The following is a 21,902-nucleotide window of genomic DNA, read 5'->3' on the forward strand; positions in this document are numbered from 1 at the left end:
CACCGTCAGCGTGGAGCCATCATGAGCACACCTCCCGATCCTTTTGCCGCTTTCGAATCCGAACGCACGGTCATCAAGCCCAAGCCGCGCACGCCGGGCGGTGCGCCGCCTGCGCCTGCGCCGGCGCCGTTCTTCGGCGGCGCCGATCCGACGCCCGCGGCCGAGGTCGGCGAACTGGGGCTGCTCAACCCGCTTGTGTCGGCCGCCGGCAAGCTGCTGGTGCTGATTGGCAAGCTGCGCAACCTCGCGCAGCCGCCCAACGTGCCGGCCCTGCGCGCCTCCACCGCCGACGCGGTAAACCAGTTCGACGCCAATGCGCGCCGCGCCGGCGTGAGCAACGAATCGGTGCTTGCCGCGCGCTACGTGCTGTGCACCGCGCTCGACGAGGCGGTGGCCAACACGCCCTGGGGCGTGCAGGCCGGCTGGAACAAGCAGAGCCTGCTGGTGCAGTTCCACAACGAGACCTGGGGCGGCGAGAAGGTGTTCCAGCTGCTCGCCAAGCTCGCGCAGGACGTGCCCACGCACCGCCAGCTTCTGGAGCTGATCTACAGCGTGCTCGCGCTCGGCTTCGAGGGCCGCTACCGTGTTGTCGACAACGGCCGCGCGCAGCTCGATTCGGTGCGCCAGCGCCTGGCCGACCTGATCGCGAAGGACCGCCCGGCCGTCGAGCCCGAGCTTTCTCCGCACTGGCGCGGGCAGGGCGCGGGCACGGTGCGGCTGCGCGAATCGCTGCCGCTGTGGGTGTTCGCGGCCGGCTTCGCGCTGCTGCTGGCACTTGCGTGGTTCGGCCTGCGGCTCACGCTCAACTACCGCTCCGACACCACCTATGCCGCGGTGTCGAGCCTGCGCGCGCCCAACATCCAGATCGCACCGCCGGCCTTGCCGGCTAAGACGCCGCGCCTGGCACGCTTCCTGGAGCCGGAGATCAAGCAGGGCCTGGTCACCGTGACCGACGAGGCCGACCGCAGCGTGGTGCGCCTGCGCGGCGATTCCTTCTTCGGCTCCGGCAGCGCCGAGCCGATGGCGCAGTCGCTGCCGGTGCTGCGCCGCATCGGGCAGGCGCTGGCCGAGGTGAAGGGCGAGGTGCTGATCACCGGCCACTCCGACAACCAGCCGATTCGCTCGCTGCGCTATCCGTCCAACTGGCACCTGTCGGCCGCGCGTGCCGACGCGGTGAAGGGCGCGTTGAGCACGCTGGTCGATCCCGCGCGCATGCGCTCGGACGGCAAGGCCGATGCCGAGCCCGTGGCCGCCAACGACACGCCCGCCAACCGCGCGAAGAACCGCCGCGTCGACATCGTGCTGCTGACCGAACCCGACCGGCTCGCTGCCGCCACATCGGCTGCTCCCGTTCCAGGAGCGACGAAATGATCAAGAAAATCTTCGGCTTCCTGTTCAGTCCGCTGCTGCTGACACTGCTCGCGCTGATCGTCGTCGCGCTGCTGGTCTGGTGGATCGGTCCGCTGGTGAAGATCGGTTCGCTCGCGCCGCTCGAAAGCGAAATGACGCGCGCCATCGTCATCGGCGTCATCGTGCTCGTCGTGGTGCTGCGCGCGCTGTACCGCCGCTGGCGTGCGCGCCGTGCGAGCCAGCACCTGACAGACGGCCTCATGAAGGCGCCCGCCGCCAAGACCGACGCGCCCGTCAACGGCGAGCAGAAGATCCTCGATACCCGCTTCAGCGAAGCCGTTGCCACGCTCAAGCAGATGCGCCTGCATGCGGCCGGCAAGAAGCCGGGCTGGCGCGACTGGATGTCGATCTCTGGCGGCAGCTACCTGTACGACCTGCCGTGGTACGTGTTCATCGGCGCGCCCGGTGCGGGCAAGACCACGGCGCTGGTCAACTCCGGCCTGAGCTTTCCTCTCGCCGAGAAGTTCGGCCCCGGCGCCATTCGCGGCGTGGGCGGCACGCGCAACTGCGACTGGTGGTTCACCGACGAGGCGGTGCTCATCGACACCGCCGGGCGCTACACCACGCAGGACAGCCACCAGTCGGAAGACAAGAGCGCATGGGAAGGCTTCCTGGGCCTGCTGAAGAAAGCGCGCCCGCGCCGGCCGCTGAACGGCGTGTTCCTGACCGTGAGCGTGGCCGACCTGCTGAGCCAGGGGCCGGAGGCGCGCAGCCAGCTCGCGGCGTCGATCCGCGCGCGGCTGCTCGAACTCGACAGCAAGCTCACCACCCGGCTGCCGGTGTACGTGCTCGTCACCAAGAGCGACCTGCTCTACGGCTTCACCGACTACTTCGACGACCTCGGCAAGGAGCAGCGCGCGCAGGTCTTCGGCTTCACGCTGCCGGCGGACGAGAACGTGCAGGTCGAAGAGAAGGGGCTCTCCACGGCCTTCAACCGCGAATTCGCGCTGCTGCACAACCGCGTGAACGACGGCCTCATCGCGCGCATGCAGCGCGAGACCGACAGCACGCGCCGCGCGGCGATCTTCGGTTTCCCGGCGCAGTTCGGCTCCGTCGGCCCGCTGCTGTCCGACCTGCTGGAGCAGGTGTTCACCGGTTCGCGCTTCGCGCAGCCGCCGTGGGTGCGCGGCGTGTACTTCACCAGCGGCACGCAGGAAGGCAGCCCGATCGACCGCGTGATGGGCAGCCTGGCGCGCAGCTTCGGCATCGAGCGCGCGATGCTCGCGCCACAGAAAAGCAGCGGGCGCAGCTACTTCCTCACCTCGCTGCTGCGCGAGGTGGTGTTCCCCGAGCAGCGCCTGGCCGGTGCCGACGTGAAGCTGGAGCGCCGCCGCCACACGCTGCGCGTGATCGGCGTGACGGCGATGACGCTGGTCACCGTCGGCCTGCTCGCGGCCTGGGGCTACAGCACGCTGCAGAACATGAACTACCTGAAGTCGGTCGAGGCCCGCGTCGAGCCCGCCCGGCAGAACCTGGCGGCGCTGCCCGCGCGGGTGCAGAACCTGGTGGAAGTCGCGCCCGTGCTGCAGAGCCTGCGCGACATCTGGAAGACGCCCGACAACCACGACGGCAACGAGCCGCTGTCGATGACGCTGGGCCTCTACCAGGGCGACAAGCTCGACGCAGCCGCCATGCTCACGCACCAGCGCGCGCTCAACGACGCCTTCCTGCCGCAGATCGCCAAGCGCATCGAAGACCAGCTGCGCACAGCGCAGAAAGACAACCTCGAGTACACCTACGAAGCGCTCAAGAGCTACCTGATGCTCTACCAGCCCGAGCACTTCGACCCCGAGGCGCTGAAGGCCTGGATCACGCTCGACTGGTCGCGCAACCTCGATCGCGGCATTCCCGAAGACCAGCGCAAGGCGCTCGAAGACCAGCTCGACGTGCTCATCGCGCAAGGCCCGCCGCGCTCGCCGCTGAAGATGGACGAGAACCTGGTGCGCAGCGTGCGCGCCGTGCTCGCGAGCTACCCGCTGGAGCAGCGCGTGTTCAGCCGCTTGAAGCGCCAGCGCGCCACCAAGGACATCCCGGCCTTCAGCGTGGCCACCGCCACCGGTCCCTCGGGTCCGCTGGTGTTCGAGCGCATCAGCGGCAAGCCGCTGACCGAGGGCGTGCCGGGCATGTTCACCTACGACGGCTATCACAAGCGCTTCCAGAACGAAGTGACCGTGCTCACCGGCCTGCTCGCCAACGAAGACCCGTGGGTGCTGGGGCAAGACCGCAACGCCGCCGACCGCCTGCGCGACGTGGCCGCGCTCGGCGCGCTGACCGACCGCGTGCGCCGCCTCTACCTGGAGGAATACGTCAAGCAGTGGGAGGCGTTGCTCGCCGACGTGCGCCTGATTCGCGCCACCGGCCTGGAGAAGAACATCGAGACCGCGCGCATTCTCTCGGGCGTCGATTCCCCGCTCGCGAACTTCCTGCGCGCGGTGGTCAAGCAGACCACGCTGATACCGGCTGCCGACGCCAACAAGGACGTGGTCAGCAAGGCGACCGAGACAGTGCGCAACACGCGCAAGGGCCTGGAAGACCTGTTCGGCAGCGACCCCGGCCGCCAGGTGGCACCGGGCAAGCGCATCGAGAGCATCGTGGACGACCGCTTCGAGCCGCTGCGCCGCCTCGTCACCGCCGGCGGCCCCAACCAGCCGGCGCCCATCGACGATGCGCTCAAGCTCTTCAACGAGGTGTACGTTTACCTCAACGCGGTCGACACGGCAGTGAAGGGCCGCACCTCGCCGCCGCCGGGTGACGTGGCGGGCAAGCTCAAGTCAGACGCGGGCCGGCTGCCAGAGCCCGTGCGCTCGATGGTCGAGAACCTGAGCCAGTCCGGCGCCGCGCAGGCCCAGGTGGCCGAGCGCGGCAACCTGAGCCAGGACCTGCGCCCCGTGGCCGAGTTCTGTGCGCGCGCCATCGCAGGCCGCTACCCGTTCGTGGGCAACAGCAAGCGCGACGTGCTGCCCGAAGACTTCGGCCAGATGTTCGGCCCCGGCGGCCTGATGGACGACTTCTTCCAGAAGCGCCTGGCCGCGCTGGTCGACACCAGCACCCGGCCCTGGCGCTACAAGCCCGTGGCCGAGCGCGGCGCGATCACCACGCAGGCGCTCGCGCAGTTCGAACGCGCGGCGCGCATCAAGGACATCTTCTTCCGCGGCGGCGGCCGAGGCCCGTCGATGCGGCTGGACTTCAAGCCGGTGGAGATGGACGCAGGCATCACCCAGTTCATCCTCGACGTGGACGGCCAGCTCGTGAAGTACGCGCATGGTCCCGTGGTGCCTATGGCGGTGCAGTGGCCGGGGCCGAAGGGCAGCAACCAGGTGCGCATCCAGGTGAGCCCGCCTTCGACCACGGGCAGCTCTGGTGCGGCTGTGGACGGGCCTTGGGCGCTGTTCCGTGCGCTCGACGACGGGCAGCTCGAAGCGGGCGATGCGCCGGAGAAATTTTTCATCACCTTCCAGATCGGCGCTCGCAAGACGCGATTCGAGGTGACCACCAACAGCGTGCAGCATCCGATCCGGTTGCGCGAGCTGCGGGAGTTTTCTTGTCCGGAGGGGCTGTGAGCGCAGCTTCTTCCATCTTTGCCTCGGCGGACCTGCCAGGGTGGTTCGGCAAGTTGCCGGGGATGGGGGACTTTGCGCATCGTCGTTTGCCCGAAGCGTTTCGTTCCGTGTGGGACCAGTGGCTGCAGCGTGGGCTGGCGCGACTGAAGGACCGGCATGCCGATTGGATGGAGCGGTATCTGGAGGCGCCGATCTGGTGCTTTGCACTGGGGCCTGGGGTCGCTGGCGAGCGTGGGTGGATCGGGGTGTTGATGCCTTCCGTGGATGGGGTGGGGCGGTACTTTCCTTTCACGCTGGCTGTGGAGCTGGATGGATCCGCCGGGACGGATCTCCGCGGCGAGGCGTTGGTTGCCGCGCTGCAGTGGTGGATTCGGGCTACTCAGGCTGCGCTTGAAGGGCTTGAAGGGGATCTGGATGCGCTGCGGTTCGATGCTGTGCTGCAGCGGGTGTTTGCCGATGCCGCTGAACAGGATGTTCGGCAGGGCGCTGTCGAGTTGCTGACTTTGCCTGCTGGGAGCGAGTCTCTTTGGCTTGGCGATCCTGGTCTTGAGTCCGGGGTTCGCATGCCCTGCAGCGGATTGCCTGTCGATGAGCAGTTCGATGCGCTTTTTCTTGGCTTTGCGCAGGAGGGGTGAGATGAGGGCCTCTTCTTGTTTTGCTTTTCGGGGCCGGGTCTCTCCCCGGCGGGCGACCTACTTTTCTTTGCTTCGCCAAAGAAAAGTAGGCAAAAGAAAGGCGACCCTGCTGTCTGCGTCCCTTCGCTTCGCTACGGGCAACCTGCGGTGCTCGACTACGGCGGGGGTCCGCAGAACTCGCTTCGCTCAAACAGCTGCGGCCCTGATCCCGCCTACGTCTGCGCTCCTCGGCGCAGCCAGAAGAGATTTGGAAACCGAACGCGCCATCGCTTCGCTCGGCGCGAACAGCACAGCCGCGCAGCGGCTGTGCGGCGTGGGCCGAGCGAAGCAAAGGCCCGTGTTGTCTCCACTTCCCCTCTGGCTGCGCCGAGGAGCGGAGCGTTTCGCGGATCAGGGCCGCAGCTGTTTGAGCGAAGCGAGTTCTGCGGACCCCGCGAAACGCGAGCACCGCAGGTTGCCCCGTAGCGCAGCGAAGGGGTCGCAGACAGTGGGGTCGCCTTTTCTTTGGCTACTTTCTTTTGGCGAAGCAAAAGAAAGTAGCTCGCCCGCCGGGGCGAGACCCGGCCCCGAAAAGCAAACCTTCAACAAAGGAGCCAGTCAATGACCGACTCCCCAAACGAAGACGACCGCACCCGAGTAGTTCCAAGGTCAACAACGACCGCAGACTCGGCAGCCACAGTCATCACAGCTGGTGCAGCAGCTCAGCCAGTCACCAGCCCCGCCACGGGAAGCACCGACGCCGGCCTCCTCCCAGTAGGCAGCCGCCTGGCCGAATTCGAAGTCACCAGAGTCATAGGCCAGGGCGGCTTCGGCGTAGTCTACGAAGCCTGGGACCACACCCTCGAACGCGTAGTAGCAATCAAGGAATACCTCCCCACGTCACTGTCCACAAGACAGCAGGACGGCACCGTGGTCCCCTTGTCCGAAAGACACAGGGAAACCTTCGACCTCGGCATGCGCAGCTTCATCAACGAAGCCCGCCTGCTCGCCCAGTTCGACCACCCGTCGCTCCTGAAGGTCTACCGCTTCTGGCAAGAAAAAGGCACGACCTACATGGTCATGCCTTTCTACAGGGGCGACACGCTGAGAGAAGCTTTGGTAGCCATCCCCGCAGGCGTAGACGAGGCATGGCTGATCCGTATCATGGACGGCGTCACGCAGGCGCTGGCGGTGATGCACAGCGCCAATTGCTATCACCGCGACATCGCGCCCGACAACATCATCCTGCTCGAAGGCTCCGGCCGGCCGGTGGTGCTCGACTTCGGCGCCGCGCGCCGCGTGATCACCGACAAGACGCAGGCGATCACCGTCATCCTCAAGCCGGGCTATGCGCCCATCGAGCAGTACGCGGAGATGCCCGACATGTCGCAGGGCGCGTGGACCGACGTCTATGCGCTCGCGGCGGTGATGCATGTGGCGGTGTGCGGACGCGCGCCGCCGCCTTCGGTGGCGCGCCTGCTGTCGGACAGTTACGTGCCGCTCGCGGGCAACGACATCCTGCGGCAGCGCTACAGCCTGCGGCTGCTGGAGGCCATCGACGCGGGCCTGGGCGTGCGGCCCGAGCAGCGGCCGCAGTCGATGGCGGAACTGCGCGCTGCGCTCGATCTCGATGCGGGCAATACCGTCGCGCCCGTGCCGCGCACGCAGCCGCCGCGCGTTCAAGGTGGCGGCGGCAATGCTGCTGCAGACGCGGCGACTGTCATCGTGGGCAACGCGAAATCCGCAGGCAGGCCGGGCAACGCGAAGACGCCGTCTCCTGCGCCCTCTGCGCCCGCCGGCCGGAAGACCATCACTGCGATCGCCTCGGCCGTCGCCCTCGCGGCGGTGGCCGGTGGCGGCTGGTGGTTCCTGCAGGGCCGCACGGGTGGCGGCACTGAAGCCGACACGAACAGCAGGCAGGCCGCCGTCGCGCCCACACCCGCGCCGCCGCCCGACACCAAGGTCGCCGAGGCACCGCCGCCGCCTGCGCCGCCGCCTCCCGCGCCCGCGCCGGCTCCGCGCACGCCGCTCGAATCGCTGCAGTCGCTTGCCGCCGGCGCGGCACCGGGCTTCGACGTGACCGCCGCGCCCAAGAAGCCCGAGGTCACCGTCGGCAAGGACCGGCTCGCGTTCGAGGTCCGCAGCAAGCGCGAGGGCTTCGTCTACGTGTTCCTGCTGTCCAGCGGCGGCGAGATGTTCCTGCTGTTCCCGAACCTGCTCGACAAGTACAACAAGATCACCGCCGGCGGCTCGCTCTCGCTGCCGCGCGCCTCGTGGCCGATGGACGCGGGCGGCCCGCCCGGCACCGACCAGTTCGCGGTGCTGGTGAGCGAGCACGAGCGCGACTTCAGTGCCGCCGGCGTGCAGAACGACGGCGTGTTCCCGGTGTTCCCGCTGCCGGTGCTGGCCGCGCTCGAAGCCACGCGCGGCACCGGTCCTTCGCCGCTGCTGGGCAAGCCGGTGTGCGCGCCCGGCAGCGCGCCGTGCAACGACGTCTATGGCGTCGCGAATTTCAAAATCGTCGAGAAGTAATCGTCTGCAGAGCGCCGGCCCTCTGCGCGAGGGCTCCCTTTTCCGGACCAGGAGACCTCCATGCACCCCTCACTGCCGCCACGCCCGACCCCCCGCCTCACCGCCACGCTTCTTCGCTGGAGCGTCGCCGCTGCAGTAGCTTCGCTGGCCGGCTGCGCCGCGCCGCCACCGGCACAGACCGACACCGCGGTTGCAACGCCCGACGCCACCGCCGCCTCGCGCCCGCCGCCGCCCACCGGCGCCAGCGTGGCCGGCCAGGCGCGCACCTTCTCGACCCAGCTCGCCACCTACACATCGGTCGGCTTCGACTCGGTGCCGGGCTGGTCGCGCGACGACTTCTCCGAAAGCTGGCCCGCCTTCCTCGGCAGCTGCAAGGTGCTGACCGGGCGCGGCGCCGAATGGAAGGAGGTGTGCGCGCGCGCGCTCAAGGTCGACGGCAGGAACAACAACGCGATCCGGGGCTTCTTCGAGGGCGAGTTCTCGGCCTACCAGATCCGCGACGACGACCGCCGCCCGGACGGCGTGGTCACCGGCTACTTCGAGCCCGAGATCGCGGGCAGCCGGCAGTACGGCGCGCCCTTCATCTACCCGGTCTACGGCCAGCCCGAGGACATGCTGTTCGCCGACGCGCGCAAGCTGCCGGCCGGCAACGGCACGGTGGCCGCGCGGGTGGACGGGCGCAACGTGGTGGTGCAGACCGGCCTGAGCACGCGCGACATGGGCGCGCCGGGCCTCTATGCGCTCGACCTGTCGGCCGTCTCGCGCGACACCATCGACCGCAAGGTGCGGCTGCGCATCGAGGGCAAGCAGCTGCTGCCGTACTACACGCGCGAGGAGATCGAGACCAAGGGCGCGCCCAACGCCAAGGTGCTGGCTTTCGTGAGCAGCGCCAGCGCGCTGTACGAAATGCAGATCCAGGGCTCGGGCCGCATCAAGCTGCCCAGCGGCGAGCTGATCCGCGTGGCCTACGCCGAGCAGAACGGCCAGCCCTTCCGCCCGACGCTGGCACAGGCCGCCAACGGCAAGCCGCGCAGCCCGGTGAAGGTGCGCGGCTCGTCCATCGAGCTGCAACTGGACGACGGCGACGACGACGATGTGGGCGCGGTCGACAACAGCACCATCCGCACACGCGGCTTCACGCTCGCGCGGCCGGTCGCCAGCGGCGCGGTGGTGGTGCCGGGGCGGCGCGCGGCCGGCGCGGTCGCGGGCTCGGGCATCAAGGACCCGAGCTATGTTTTCTTCAAGGAAGCCACCTCGCCGGTCGGCGGGCCGGTGGGCGCGTTCGGCGTGCCGCTGTCGGCGGGGCGTTCCATCGCGGTCGATCCGCGCAGCACGCCGCTGGGCTATCCGGTGTTCGTCTCGACCCGCACGCCGGGCAGCGGCGCGCCGATGCAGCGCCTGACCATCGCGCAGGACACGGGTGGCGCCATTCGCGGCGCGGTGCGCGCCGACTACTTCTTCGGCAACGGCCAGCAGGCCGCGACCAACGCGCGTCGCATGAAGGAGCGCGGCCAGCTGTGGATCCTGCTGCCGCGCGGCCTGGCCGTGGCGCAGGCGGCCACGTCGTCGGCCATTCGCACGCGCGGCGGGCCGGTGGGCGCGAACCTGCCCCAATGCCTGGTGCCTTCCGAAGGCAGCTGCGTCGACGACTAGTCATGTCTGCCCCCTGGCTTTTCACTCGCTGCGCTCGTGTAACTCCACCCCCCGGGGGGGAGGCGCGGCCTGCCTTGGGGCGGCCCGGCGGCGGCCGCTGAGCTTATGCAGGAAACCCTGTCGTCTTCGGAAAGCAGTGAACTTGTCCGCCTCTGGCGGCGCAGGCAGACGCTGTCCGCGAACGACATGGGCGCCATGTACCGCATCGTGGGCGCGGCGCTTGCCGCATGCAACCCGCCCGAGCTGCAGGTGCTGGGCGAGGGGCGGCAGGAGCTGGTGGCGCAGTTCATCTACGTCAAGGTGCTGCGGCTCGATGCCGACCCCGGCGATTCGGAAGAGCGCGCGAGCCACAGCGCGCCCTCGACCGCGTTTGCGCTGTGCGCGTACTTCCGCCGCTACCTGATCGACTGCACGCGCGCCAGCGCGTTCCGCCGCAAGCTGTCCATCGGCGAGCAGATCACCGAGGCGCAGCTGGAAGATGAAGTGGGCGCGGGCGAAGACCTCGAAGGCTGCCTTGCCGAGCACGGCCTGAGCATGAAGGCCGTGCAGCTGGCCGCGCGTGCATTCATCGCAGACTTGCCGGAGCCCGAGCGCATCCTGCTGTGCGAGGGCTTCGGCAAGGAGGCCGACGGCGGGCTGTCGGGCATCGCCTCGCGCCATGCCATCGCGTCGTACCACTACCGCGCGGGCCGGCTGGGCCTGGTGCACAAGCGCGAGGGCATGACCGCCGACTATGCGAAGACCCGGCTCGGCGGCTGGCTGCAGCAGACGCTGGGCATCGCCATCGAGCCCGGCAACATGGACGCGATCCTGCAGGTTTTCAAAATCCTCGGTGCTGAAGCGTCTTACGCCTGAAGACATAGCCATTCAGGAACAGACGCCATGCCCACCGAACTCTGGCCCCCGCTCAGCGTGATCCGCAACGCGCTCGAAACCGGCTCGGCCGTGCCCGAGGACGGCGCGGATGAAGAGCCCGGCCTCGCGGTCGTGGCCATGCCGGGTGCGACACCCGCAACGGGTGGCAGGCCCGTGCGCATGCCCGCCATGTCCAGCCTGCTGCTGCCGCTGGCCGAACTGGCACGGCGCCGCGAGGCGGTGGCGCTGCGCGCATTTCCGGCGCGCTGGGCGCCGGGCCGGCTCGTGAGCGTGGTGCATGAGGGGCGGCTGCTCGGCGTGCTGCTCGACCGCTGCATCCACGGCGAACTCTGGCAAGGCTGGATGGCCGCGGGCGAGGCCGACTGGGCCAGTGCATTCGACGTGCTGCTGGAGCCCGAGGACGAGCCTTTCGAGCCGATGTTCGGCGTGATCCAGGCCTGGAATGTGCTCACGCTGGAGCCCAGCCCGCGCCTGTGCGCGCGCGTGCTCGGCGAGGTGTCGGCCACGCGGCTCGCGGCGATCCGCGCGGTGCACGACGAATGGGCCGCGCATGTGGCGCTGACCATCGCGCCGGAGCCGGGGCGCATCGCGCTGCGCAGCGTGGCCGGTGGCGCGTTCCCGGTGCTGTCGGGCACGCCGCTCGGACCGCGGGACCCGCGCGCGGACTACCAGGCGCTGTACCGCAACGCGGGGCTGCAGCTGGCCCGCGCGCTGGTGCAGCCTGAAGCGGAGGCACCGCGCGCACGGCCGCAGGAGCGGCCCGAAGGCGGCTGGTGGGGCAGCATCCGCCGCTGGTTCGGCGCCGAAGGCTGGGTGCGCCCGGCCTTCGCGGTGCTCGCGCTGTGCGTGGTGATCCAGAACGTCGGGTTGCTCGGCGGGCGCGACGCGGCGGAGGAAGACGACGTGCGCTTCCGCGCGGTGCCCACGGCGCCCGCGCTGGCGCGCGCCGACCTCCTGGTGTGCTGGAAAGAAGGCGTGCGCATGGACGAGGCCGACCGGCTGCTGCAGTCGATCTCGGCCGACGTGGTGGGCGGGCCGGGCGGCAACGGCGCGTGGCGGCTGCGCGTGCCGGAGCCGGTGGATGCGCTGGCTGTGCTGGCGGCGTCGCCGCTGGTCGAGTCGGCCGGACCGGCGCAGGAGCCGCCATGACACCGCGCCGCCCGCATTGGTCTTTCTCCCTCCCCCGCTGGGGGAGGGCGGGGGTGGGGGCAAGCGGCGTATCCAATGGGCGCTCCGCCCGCCCCCATCCCAGGCTTCCCCCAGAGGGGGAAGGGGCAAGACAACTTCGCTGGCTGCAGGCACTGCTCGTGCTGTGGCTGCTCGCCTGCGGCAGCCTCGCCTTCGCCACGCAGCGCGCCTTGCTCGTCGGCGTCTCCGAACTCGTCAACCAGCCGCAGGCCCTGTGGCTGCAGGCGCCGCGCAACGACGTGATGCTCATGCGCGATGCATTGCTCAGGCAGGGCTTCGGCACGACCGACATCACCGTGCTGGCAGACGGCGTGAGCGGCGCTGCCTTGCCCGACTCGCAGGCCATCCAAGACGCGCTCGCGCGGCTGCTCGCGCAGTCGAAGAGCGGCGACTTTGTGTTGCTGTATTTCTCCGGCCACGGCACCCGCCTGCGCGACGTGGCCAAGCGCTACCAGGAGCCCGACGGCCTGTCCGAGAATTTCCTCGCGCGCGACGTGCGCGGCATGCTCGGCAGCGACAGCACGCTGACCGGCGACCTGCGCGATGCCGAATTCGACGTCTGGATCCAGGCCTTCCTCGCGAAGAACGTCTTCATTGCCTCGGTGTTCGATACCTGCGCCGCCAATTCCATGACGCGCGGCGCTGCCGATGCACCTGCCACAGCGGAAGGCCCGGCCGACGACGAGGTGCGCTGGCGCGGCCTGCGAGCGACGCAGCTTGTGGGGGGCGGCAATGCGCCCGTGCGCTCCGGCATGGCCGCACCCGCTCCGGCCGAGGCCGTGCCGCGCGCCCGCTATGTCGCCTTATTCGCTTCCGAAAGCCACCAGATCACGCCGGAGCTGCGCCTGCCCCGCAAGGCTCGCAACGCGCGCGATTCACGCGACGCCCGGCCGCAGGGCCTGCTGACCTGGGCCGTGGTGGAGGCGCTGTCGCGCAAGCCCGCCACCTGGCGCGAACTGTTCGACGGCGTGCTCGCGCTCTATCCGCCCGTCATCGACGAGCTCGCGCAGCGCTTTCCCACGCGCGAGCTGCCGTCGCCGGTAGCCGAAGGCAACCTCGATGCGCCGCTGTTCGCCAACAGTGGCGCGCCCGCATCCACGCGGCCCGTGTGGCGCGCACAGCGCACCGGCGACAGCCTGGCCGTGAAGGCCGGCCTGCTCGACGGCCTCGTGCCGCAGCAGGAGGTGCGTGTGCTCGCGACGCTGGAGGACGGCACCGTGCGCGGCGCGCCCGCAACGCTTGCGCAGGTCGCGCCCGGCGGCGCGGGGCTTGCCGTGCCCGCTGCGCTGAAGGATGTGTCGGGCGCGGCCTTCTGGAGCATCACGCCGGTCGGCGAACCGGCCGCGACCGCCCTGCGCGTGCGCGCCGACAAGCCCTTGCCCGCCGGCCTGAGCCTGGACTACCCCGCCGCGATCCGCCCGGCCGACGACGCATCGCCCGCCGACGTGCGCTGGACCGATCTCGGCCCCTCCGGCCAGCGCATCGAACTGCTGGCACCGCTGTTCGGCGCCACGCTCTCCACCGTCGTGCTGCCCGACACCGCCGCGCTGCGCCGCCGCCTGCAGTCGCTGGCGCAGCTCAAGTGGCTTGCCCGGCTGCAGGACTACGGCAAGGACGGCCGGCTCGACGGCTTCGACGCCGCGCTCGAAGTCTGGAGCGGCGAGCGGCTGCTGCGCAGCGCTTCCGTTGACGAGGCCCCGGGTGCGCTGCCCGCGCTGCGCACGGGTGAGCGCCTGCGGCTGACCGTGCGCAACACCAGCGGCCGTTCGATCGATCTGGTCGTCGCGGGCATCGACGGCCGCGGCAACCTGCAGCCGGTCTATCCAGACACGTCGGGCGAGACCAACCGCTTCAAGCGCGGCACGCCGGAGCAGCCTTCGGCCCGCCGCTTCGACCTGCCCTGGCTCGATGCGCCGGGCGACGCGCGCCTGCTCGTCATGGCCGTGCCCGCCGCGCCCTACAGCGCGCCGCGCCTGTTCGGCGTGGCGTCGGCGCAGGCCGAGCTGTCGGAAGTGCGCGTGCGCGGCGGCCAGCCGCCGGCCGGCAGCGGCGAACGCGAGCGGCAGGTGTTCGCCGCCTTGCTGCGCAGGAACGGCGGCGCGCCCGCCGACGGAGCCCGGCCGTGACGCCGGTTCGAATTTTTCAAAGCACCCGGAGGTGACATGGCATTTGTAGAAGACGGCTCCTGGAGCCCTGAAGACGCCCGGCGGTTCTACGAACTGATCGGCACAGGCTCGACCGGCACCGACCTGGTCATGATGATCGAGAACAAGGGCGCGCCGGTCGAAGGCGAACTCGAGCGCGCCTTCGACGACGGCAAGGCGCGACTGAGCATCGGCGGCTACTACTGGTCGGTGCAGGTGCCCGAGTCTTCGGCGCAGAACCAGGTGGTGCCCAACAACCTGATCGTCGCGCGCCGCAGCGACGCGGCCACCGCCACCATCGCCAGCCTGCTGCGCGCGCAGGAGAAAGACCTGAAGGTCGTCATCAGCGTCTTCAAGTCCGGCGGCGACCAGCGCTCGACCGAGGCGCAAGCCACCTTCGAACTGGCGCTGGAGAACGCGCGCATCTGCCGCCTCGTGCTGAACTCCGGCGGGCAGTGGGGCGTGCCCTCGGAGCTGATCTCCATCAGCTACCGCACGGCCAAGGTCAAGTCGGCGCCACAGAAGACCACCGGCGCGCGCGGCGCGGTGCGCGAATGCCAGTTCACGCGCGCCTGAGCGCAGACACGCCACAGGAGCCGCATACATGACGACCGCCGCCGAACTCATCAAGGCCGCAGACCCCGCGGCCGCCCTCAAGGCCCTGAGCGACGATGTGCGCGCCAGGCCCGCCGACAGCAAGCACCGCGTGTTCATGGCGCAGCTGCTGTGCGTGCTGGGCCAGTGGGAGCGGGCGCTGAACCAGCTCACCGTGGCCGCCGAACTCGACGCGCTGGCCGTGCCCATGAAGCAGGTCTACGGCGACGCCGTGCGCTGCGAGGGCCTGCGCGCCAACGTGTTCGCGGGCAAGCGCACGCCGATGATCTTCGGCCAGCCCGACGAATGGCTGGCGCTGCTCATCGAGTCGCTGCTGCGGCAGGGCCGCGGCGAAAGCGATCTGGCCGAGGACCTGCGCCAGCGCGCCTTCGACGGCGCGCCCGCCATCGGCGGCACCATCGACGGCGCGCCCTTCGAATGGCTGGCCGACGCCGACATGCGACTGGGCCCGGTGCTCGAGGCTTTCGTCAACGGCAAGTACTACTGGGTTCCGTATGCGCGCCTTGCGCACATCAAGATCGAGCCGCCCGAAGACCTGCGCGACTGCGTGTGGATGCCCGCGCACCTGCAGTTCGAGAACGGCGGCGAAACGCTCGCGCTGATTCCCACGCGCTACGAAGGCACCGAGAAGACCGAGGACGGCGAGTTGCTTCTCGCGCGCAAGACCGAATGGCGCGAGCTGCGGCCCGAGGTGTGGGCCGGCCACGGCCAGCGCGTGCTGAGCAGCAGCGACGGCAGCGAGCATGCGCTGATGGACGTGCGCGAAATTCTCTTCACGCCGGCAGCCGGGCAAGGCGACGTCGATGGCTGAGCTCACCGCGCAGGAGCGGCTGCAGCCCTCGCTGCTCGACCGCCTCGTCGACCATGCGCCCGACGAGAAGAAGGAGAGCGACGAGAAGCGCACCCTCACCAAGCAGGCGCTGCGCCAGGCCGTGCTGCGCGACCTGGGCTGGCTGTTCAACGCCACCGGCTACGGCCTCTCGATGGACGACAGGCAGTACCCGAACGCGGCGCGCTCGGTCATCAACTACGGATTGCCTATGCTGTCTGGCCAGTTCACCTCGTCGGTGCAGCGTGTCAGCATGGAACAGGCTTTGAAGAACGCAATCCTGCAGTTCGAGCCGCGCATTTTGTCCCGCACACTCGAAGTGGAACTCGTCATGGAAGGCCCGGCACTGGACTCCCACAACAGCATCGGCCTGCAGATACGCGGCATGTTGTGGGCACAGCCCGTACCGCTGGAGTTCCTGATGCGAAGCCGCGTTGACCTGGAAGAAGGACGCATCGAGATAGTGGACATGGCGCAAAACCCAAGGTGAGTCCCGCATGGACCCTCGGCTGCTGAGCCTGTACGAACAGGAGCTGCGCTACTTCCGCGAAAGCGCTTCCGAGTTCGCGCGGGCATTTCCAAAGATTGCGCATCGACTTGGCATCGAGGGCCAGGAAGTGGCCGATCCGTACGTGGAGCGGCTCATCGAGGCCACCGCATTCCTGTCGGCGCGCGTGGGGCTGAAGCTCGATGCCGAGTACCCGCGTTTCACCGGCCATCTGCTCGACATCGTCTATCCGCACTTTCTTGCGCCTACGCCGGCGATGGTGGTCGTGTCTTTCGTGCCCGACCCCGACGATGCGAACCTTGCCAACGGCCCCACATTGCCGCGCGGCAGCGGACTGCGTGCGCGGCAGGCGGTGGGGCAGAACACGCACTGCGAGTTCCGCACCGCGAGCGCGCTGCGCGTGTGGCCGATCGAGGTGCAGCGCGCGCAGTACTTCACCTATGCGCCCGACCTGCCTCTCAACACGCATCCGCAGTCGCGCGCCATTCGCGGCGGCCTGCGCATCGCGCTGCATGCAACGGCGGGGCTCAACTTCGATCAGATCGCGCTCGACGAACTGGTGCTGCATTTCAGCGGCGCGGAAGACGTGGCCTGGCAACTGCACGAATGCGCGCTGGGCCAGCCGGTGGGCGTGCTGGTGCGCCCGCTGTCGCCATCCGGTGCATTGCAGGGCACGGCGCAGAGCCTGCCGGCCAGCGCCATCGGCGCGGTCGGTTTCGAGGAAGACGAAGCACTGCTGCCCGCCACGGCCACCGGCTTCTCGGGCTTTCGGCTGCTGCAGGAGTACTTCGCGTTTCCACAGCGTTTCCAGTTCGCACGCATCGGCGGCTTGAAGGACGTGCTGGCCGCGATGCCGGTGGCCGACGTGGAGATCGTGCTGCTGTTCTCGCGCGGCGATGCGGCGCTCGAGAAGCTGGTGAGCGCCGACAACGTGCAGCTGCACTGCGTGCCGGCCATCAACCTGTTCACCAAGCGGCTGGATCGCGTGGCCCTCACCGAAGGCGTGAGCCAGTTTCACCTGGTGCCCGACCGCACGCGGCCGCAGGACTTCGAGGTGCACACCGTCACCGAAGTCATCGGCCACGGCTCGCCCGGCGCCGAAGCAGCGGCGGCCGAGCAGCCGTTCCGCCCGTTCTACTCGGCCTTCCACGGCAGCCGGCTCAGCCACCCCGCCTACTTCACGACCACGCGCGAGCCGCGCATGCTGTCGGTGCGGCAGCGCACCGAAGGCAACCGCAGCAGCCACATCGGCTCCGAGGTCTACATGCAGATCGTCGATCCGCAGCAGGCGCCGTACTCGGCCGCGCTGCGGCAGCTCGCGGTGACGGCGCTGTGCACCAACCGCGACCTGCCCCTGCTGATGCCGCTGGGCCGCGACAACGACTTCGACTGCGTCGATTCCTTTCCCGTGCAGCGCGTGCGCATGGTGCGCGGACCCTCGCGGCCGGTGTCGCCGGTGGTGAGCCAGGGGCTGGGCTGGCGCGTGGTCGACCACCTTGCGATCAACTATCTGTCGCTGTCCGACAGCACGCCCCAGCAGGGCGCCGCCGCGCTGCGCGAAACGCTGATGCTCTATGCGGTGCATGCCGACGAAATGCGCCAGGGCCAGGTGCGCGGCCTGCTGTCGGTCAAGAGCAAGCCCGTTGCACGGCGCCTGCCGCTGAAGGGACCGATCGCCTTCGGCCGCGGGCTGGAGGTGACGCTCGAGGTCGACAAGGACGCCTTCCACGGCCACAGCGTGTTCCTGTTCGGCGCCGTGCTCGCGCGCTTTCTGGCGCGCCATGTGGAGGTCAATCACTTCGTCGAGACCGTGCTGCGCATAGCGGGCAAGGGCGAGACCATGCGCTGGAGGCCGCTGTGCGGGACGCGACAGATCCTGTGAGCACGCGCGTCGATGCCGCGCTGCGCGAGTGGTCGGCCGAGCCGTGGGCCTTCGACTACTTCGCCGTGATGCGAAGGCTGGAGTCGGTCGCGAAGACCACGCCGCGCTGGGGCCGTGCATTGCTGCCCGGCGCGGAGCCGGTGCGCGTGGGGCAGGAGCCGTCGCTGTCGTTCGCCCCCGCGAGCTTCAGCCGTTTCGAGCCCGCGACCGCGCATTCGCCGCCGCGACTGCGCCAGCAGTTCTTCGGCTACATCGGGCCCAACGGCCCGCTGCCGGTGCACCTGAGCGACTTCATCCGCGAGCGCAGCCTGAACCACGGCGACCCGACGTGGCTGGCGTTCCTCGACAGTTTTTCGCACCGCTTCTCGCTGCACTTCTATCGCGCGTGGGCGCAGTCGCGGCCGGCCGTGGCACTGGACCGTCCGGGCGAAGACCGCTTCCGGCTGCAGGTGGGCGCGCTGGTCGGCATCGGCACGCCGGGGCGCGTGGGGCGCGACGAGATTCATGACGACGCGCGGCTGCATTTTTCGGGCTGGCTCGCGCGGCGCGTGCACAACGTGGAGAGCGTGGAGTCGGTGCTTTGCAGCTACTTCGGCGTGCCGGTGAAACTGGAGCGCTGGGTCGGCCACTGGATGAGCCTGCCGGCCGGAGAACTCACGCGGCTGGGGCAGGGCGAGAGCTCGCGCTCGATGGGCATGGGCGCGATGCTGGGCACCCGCGCGTGGGACCGGCAGCACCGCGTGCGGCTGCACGTGGGCCCGCTCACGCTGGCGCAGTACCGCATGTTCCTGCCGACCGGCGATGCGCGGCCGGTGCTGCAGCGCTGGATGCAGCAGCTGCTCGGCGACGAGCTCGAGTGGGACGCCGCACTGGTGCTCGAGAAGCAGCAGGTGCCCGCCACGCGCCTGGGCGACGCGAAGGGCAACGGCCCGCGCCTCGGCTGGGTGTCTTGGCTCGGGCATTCCGCCCGGTCAAAGGATGCGGCGGACGTGCGCATCGGCAGCAGCCAGCGCGTCTTTCAATAAACCCATCTTCATTCGTTCAGAAGAGATACGGAGTTCCTCATGAGTGAAATCAGCCGCACCGCACTTTTCGGCAAGCTCAATTCGCTGGCCTACAAGGCCATCGAGGGCGCCACCGTGTTCTGCAAGATGCGCGGCAACCCCTACGTGGAGCTGGAGCACTGGTTCGCGCAGCTGCTGCAGGCGCAGGACTCCGACCTGCACCGCGTGATCCAGCACTACGGGCTCGACGTGTCGGTCATCGCCAAGGACATGACCGCCGCGCTCGACCGCCTGCCGCGCGGCGCCACCGCCATCAGCGACTTCTCGCCGCACATCGAAAACGCCATCGAGCGCGCGTGGACCTATGCCACGTTGCAGTTCGGCGAGGCGCAGGTGCGCACCGGCTACATCCTGGTCGGCATGCTCAAGACGCAGAGCCTGCGCAACCCGCTGTTCGGCCTGTCGAAGCAGTTCGAGAAAGTGAAGGTCGAGGACCTGGCCGACAACTTCGCGAAGATCTGCGATGCATCGCCCGAATCGCAGATGCGCGCGCAGGACGGCACCGGCATGGGCAGCGGCGCGCCGGGCGAAGACTCGGGCGCAATGGCGCCGGCCGCCATGGGCAAGGGCGATGCGCTGAAGAAGTTCGCGGTCGACCTCACCGAGAAGGCGAAGAAAGGCGAGATGGACCCGGTGACGGGCCGCGACGAAGAGATCCGCCAGATCGTCGACATCCTCATGCGCCGCCGCCAGAACAACCCGCTGCTCACCGGCGAGGCCGGTGTGGGCAAGACGGCGGTGGTCGAAGGCTTCGCGCAGCGCCTGGCGCGCGGCGACGTGCCGCCGCAGTTGAAAGACGTGAAGCTGCTCACGCTCGACATCGGGCTGCTGCAGGCCGGCGCGAGCATGAAGGGCGAGTTCGAACAGCGGCTGCGCCAGGTGATCGACGAGGTGCAGAGTTCGCCCACGCCCATCATCCTGTTCATCGACGAGATCCACACGCTGGTGGGCGCCGGCGGCGCGGCCGGCACCGGCGATGCGGCCAACCTGCTCAAGCCCGCACTGGCGCGCGGCAACCTGCGCACCATCGGCGCCACCACCTGGGCGGAGTACAAGAAGTACATCGAGAAAGACCCGGCACTCACGCGGCGCTTCCAGGTGGTGCAGGTGCCCGAGCCCGACGAGACCAAGGCCATCCTCATGTTGCGCGGCGTGGCCAGCGTGCTGGAGAAGCATCACCGCGTGCAGCTGCTCGACGAAGCCATCGAGGCCGCAGTGAAGCTGAGCCACCGCTACATTCCCGCGCGCCAGTTGCCCGACAAGGCCGTGAGCCTGCTCGACACCGCTTGCGCGCGCGTGGCCGTGTCGCAGCACGCGACGCCGCCCGAGGTGGAAGACTGCATGCGCCGCATCGAGGGGCTGACGGTCGAGCAGGAGATCATCGGCCGTGAAGAGGCCATCGGCATCGATGTGACGAAGCGGGCGGCGCAGGTTGCCGCGCTGCTGGCCGAGTCGAAAGTGCAGCTCGACGCGCTGAACGCGCGCTGGAAGGAAGAGAAGGGGCTGGTCGATCGGCTGCTGGAGCTGCGTGCGAAGCTGCGTGCGGGGAGCAAGCCGGTGGATGGTCCGAGTGCCGGGGGCGATGCAAAGGCCGACGTGCCCCCACCCCAGCCCGCCCCCAGCGGGGGAGGGAGTGAAGACCGGGCGGCGCTGCTCGCGGAGCTGCACGAACTGCAAGGCAGGATTCAAGCAGTTCAGGGCGAGTCGCCGCTCATCCTGCCTTCGGTCGATGAACAGGCCGTGGCCTCGGTCGTTGCCGACTGGACCGGCATTCCCGTCGGCCGCATGGTCAAGAACGAAGTCGAGGCGGTGCTCAAGCTCGCCGACACGCTCAACCAGCGCGTCATCGGCCAGAAGCACGGGCTGGAAATGATCGCGCGCCGCATCCAGACTTCGCGCGCGCGGCTGGACAACCCGCAGAAGCCCATCGGCGTGTTCATGCTCTGCGGCACCTCCGGCGTCGGCAAGACCGAGACCGCGCTGGCGCTGGCCGAGGCGCTGTACGGCGGCGAGCAGAACATCATCACCATCAACATGAGCGAGTTCCAGGAGGCGCACACCGTCTCCACGCTCAAGGGTGCGCCTCCGGGCTATGTGGGCTACGGCGAGGGCGGCATCCTGACCGAGGCGGTGCGCCGCCGGCCCTACAGCGTGGTGCTGCTCGACGAGGTGGAGAAGGCCCACCCCGACGTTCACGAGATCTTCTTCCAGGTGTTCGACAAGGGCTGGATGGAAGACGGCGAGGGCCGCATGATCGATTTCAAGAACACCATCATCCTGCTGACCACCAACGCCGGCAGCGAACTGGTGATGAGCATGTGCCGCGACCCTGAGTTGCTGCCGGACTCCAACGCGCTGGCAGATGCGCTGAAGGCGCCGCTGATGAAGGTGTTTCCGCCTGCGCTGCTGGGCCGCATCGTCACCATTCCCTACTACCCGCTGTCGCCGGACATGATGAAGAAGATCGTGCGGCTGCAGCTGGGCCGCATCAAGAAGCGCGTGGAAGCCAACCACGGCGTGCCCTTCGACTACAGCGACGCGGTGGTCGACCAGGTGGTGGCGCGTTGCCAGGACCCGGAGTCGGGCGGGCGGGTGATCGACGCGATCCTCACCAATACCGTTTTGCCGACGATCTCCGTGGAGTACCTGCAGCGCCTGGCTTCGGGTGGCGAGATCCGTCGGGTTGCGCTGGATGTGAAGGACGCGGACTTCACCTATGCCTTTGACTGAAATGACTATCTGCTTTTCAGTATTGGGGGCTGGTTGTTCGGGGCGCGATCACGCCGACGGGGTACCTTGCTCCGCGAATGTCCCCCGCCCTTCGGGCTCCTCCTTTATTTCGCTGCGCAAGGCACCCCGCCGTCGTGATCGTTCGGAGCACTTGTTGATTGGCTCGCACAAGCGCTGCGTCCATCGTGCACAGGGCACCGGGTGCTCCCCGCAGCGAAATAAAGGAGGAGCCCGAAGGGCGGGGGACATTCGCGGAGGGGAGTACCCGGTGTCCTGTGCACGCGCACCCAAACAAGC

The 21,902-nt window shown here is 69.1% G+C and carries 14 protein-coding genes; all 14 read left to right on the forward strand.

Annotated elements, in window-relative coordinates:
- Positions 1 to 21: 21 nt before the first annotated feature.
- Positions 22 to 1,371 carry a DotU family type VI secretion system protein gene (locus ACWV14_RS03370; protein WP_454902600.1) on the forward strand — a complete coding sequence of 450 codons (1,350 nt, stop codon included), beginning with the start codon at positions 22 to 24 and terminating at the stop codon, positions 1,369 to 1,371.
- Positions 1,368 to 4,970 carry a type VI secretion system membrane subunit TssM gene (gene tssM / locus ACWV14_RS03375; RefSeq protein WP_454902601.1) on the forward strand — a complete coding sequence of 1,201 codons (3,603 nt, stop codon included), beginning with the start codon at positions 1,368 to 1,370 and terminating at the stop codon, positions 4,968 to 4,970. The genes ACWV14_RS03370 and tssM overlap by 4 nt, the downstream gene beginning before the upstream one ends.
- Positions 4,967 to 5,605: a type VI secretion system-associated protein TagF gene (tagF, locus tag ACWV14_RS03380; RefSeq protein WP_454902602.1), complete on the forward strand. Its 639-nt coding sequence runs from the start codon at positions 4,967 to 4,969 to the stop codon at positions 5,603 to 5,605. Before tssM ends, tagF begins: the two co-directional genes overlap by 4 nt.
- A 600-nt stretch (positions 5,606 to 6,205) precedes the next feature.
- Entirely contained in the window at positions 6,206 to 8,116 is a 1,911-nt protein-coding gene (locus ACWV14_RS03385; protein ID WP_454902603.1) for a protein kinase domain-containing protein, read from the forward strand.
- 60 nt (positions 8,117 to 8,176) lie between these two features.
- On the forward strand, positions 8,177 to 9,769 hold the full coding sequence (gene mltA, locus ACWV14_RS03390) for a murein transglycosylase A (RefSeq protein WP_454902604.1): 1,593 nt from the start codon (positions 8,177 to 8,179) through the stop codon (positions 9,767 to 9,769).
- A gap of 186 nt (positions 9,770 to 9,955) precedes the next feature.
- Entirely contained in the window at positions 9,956 to 10,624 is a 669-nt protein-coding gene (locus ACWV14_RS03395; RefSeq protein WP_454902605.1) for a hypothetical protein, read from the forward strand.
- A gap of 27 nt (positions 10,625 to 10,651) precedes the next feature.
- A complete protein-coding gene (locus ACWV14_RS03400) occupies positions 10,652 to 11,794 on the forward strand; it encodes a hypothetical protein (RefSeq protein WP_454902606.1) in 1,143 nt (380 codons plus the stop codon).
- Positions 11,795 to 11,952: 158 nt separating this feature from the next.
- Complete coding sequence (locus tag ACWV14_RS03405) at positions 11,953 to 13,959, forward strand: caspase family protein (RefSeq protein ID WP_454902607.1); 2,007 nt, start codon at positions 11,953 to 11,955, stop codon at positions 13,957 to 13,959.
- Between the two features lie 36 nt (positions 13,960 to 13,995).
- On the forward strand, positions 13,996 to 14,553 hold the full coding sequence (locus ACWV14_RS03410) for a type VI secretion system tube protein Hcp (RefSeq protein WP_454902608.1): 558 nt from the start codon (positions 13,996 to 13,998) through the stop codon (positions 14,551 to 14,553).
- A 28-nt stretch (positions 14,554 to 14,581) separates the two neighbouring features.
- Entirely contained in the window at positions 14,582 to 15,403 is an 822-nt protein-coding gene (locus ACWV14_RS03415) for a type VI secretion system accessory protein TagJ (protein ID WP_454902609.1), read from the forward strand.
- Positions 15,396 to 15,911, forward strand: a complete 516-nt coding sequence (gene tssE, locus ACWV14_RS03420; RefSeq protein WP_409194760.1) for a type VI secretion system baseplate subunit TssE — start codon at positions 15,396 to 15,398, stop codon at positions 15,909 to 15,911. Before ACWV14_RS03415 ends, tssE begins: the two co-directional genes overlap by 8 nt.
- Positions 15,912 to 15,918: 7 nt before the next feature.
- Positions 15,919 to 17,811, forward strand: coding sequence for a type VI secretion system baseplate subunit TssF (tssF, locus tag ACWV14_RS03425; RefSeq protein ID WP_454902610.1), 1,893 nt, complete (start codon positions 15,919 to 15,921; stop codon positions 17,809 to 17,811).
- Positions 17,808 to 18,836, forward strand: a complete 1,029-nt coding sequence (gene tssG / locus ACWV14_RS03430) for a type VI secretion system baseplate subunit TssG (protein WP_454902611.1) — start codon at positions 17,808 to 17,810, stop codon at positions 18,834 to 18,836. Before tssF ends, tssG begins: the two co-directional genes overlap by 4 nt.
- A 39-nt stretch (positions 18,837 to 18,875) precedes the next feature.
- A complete protein-coding gene (gene tssH / locus ACWV14_RS03435) occupies positions 18,876 to 21,605 on the forward strand; it encodes a type VI secretion system ATPase TssH (RefSeq protein WP_454902612.1) in 2,730 nt (909 codons plus the stop codon).
- Positions 21,606 to 21,902 lie beyond the last annotated feature (297 nt).

Source organism: Variovorax durovernensis, assembly GCF_977011995.1.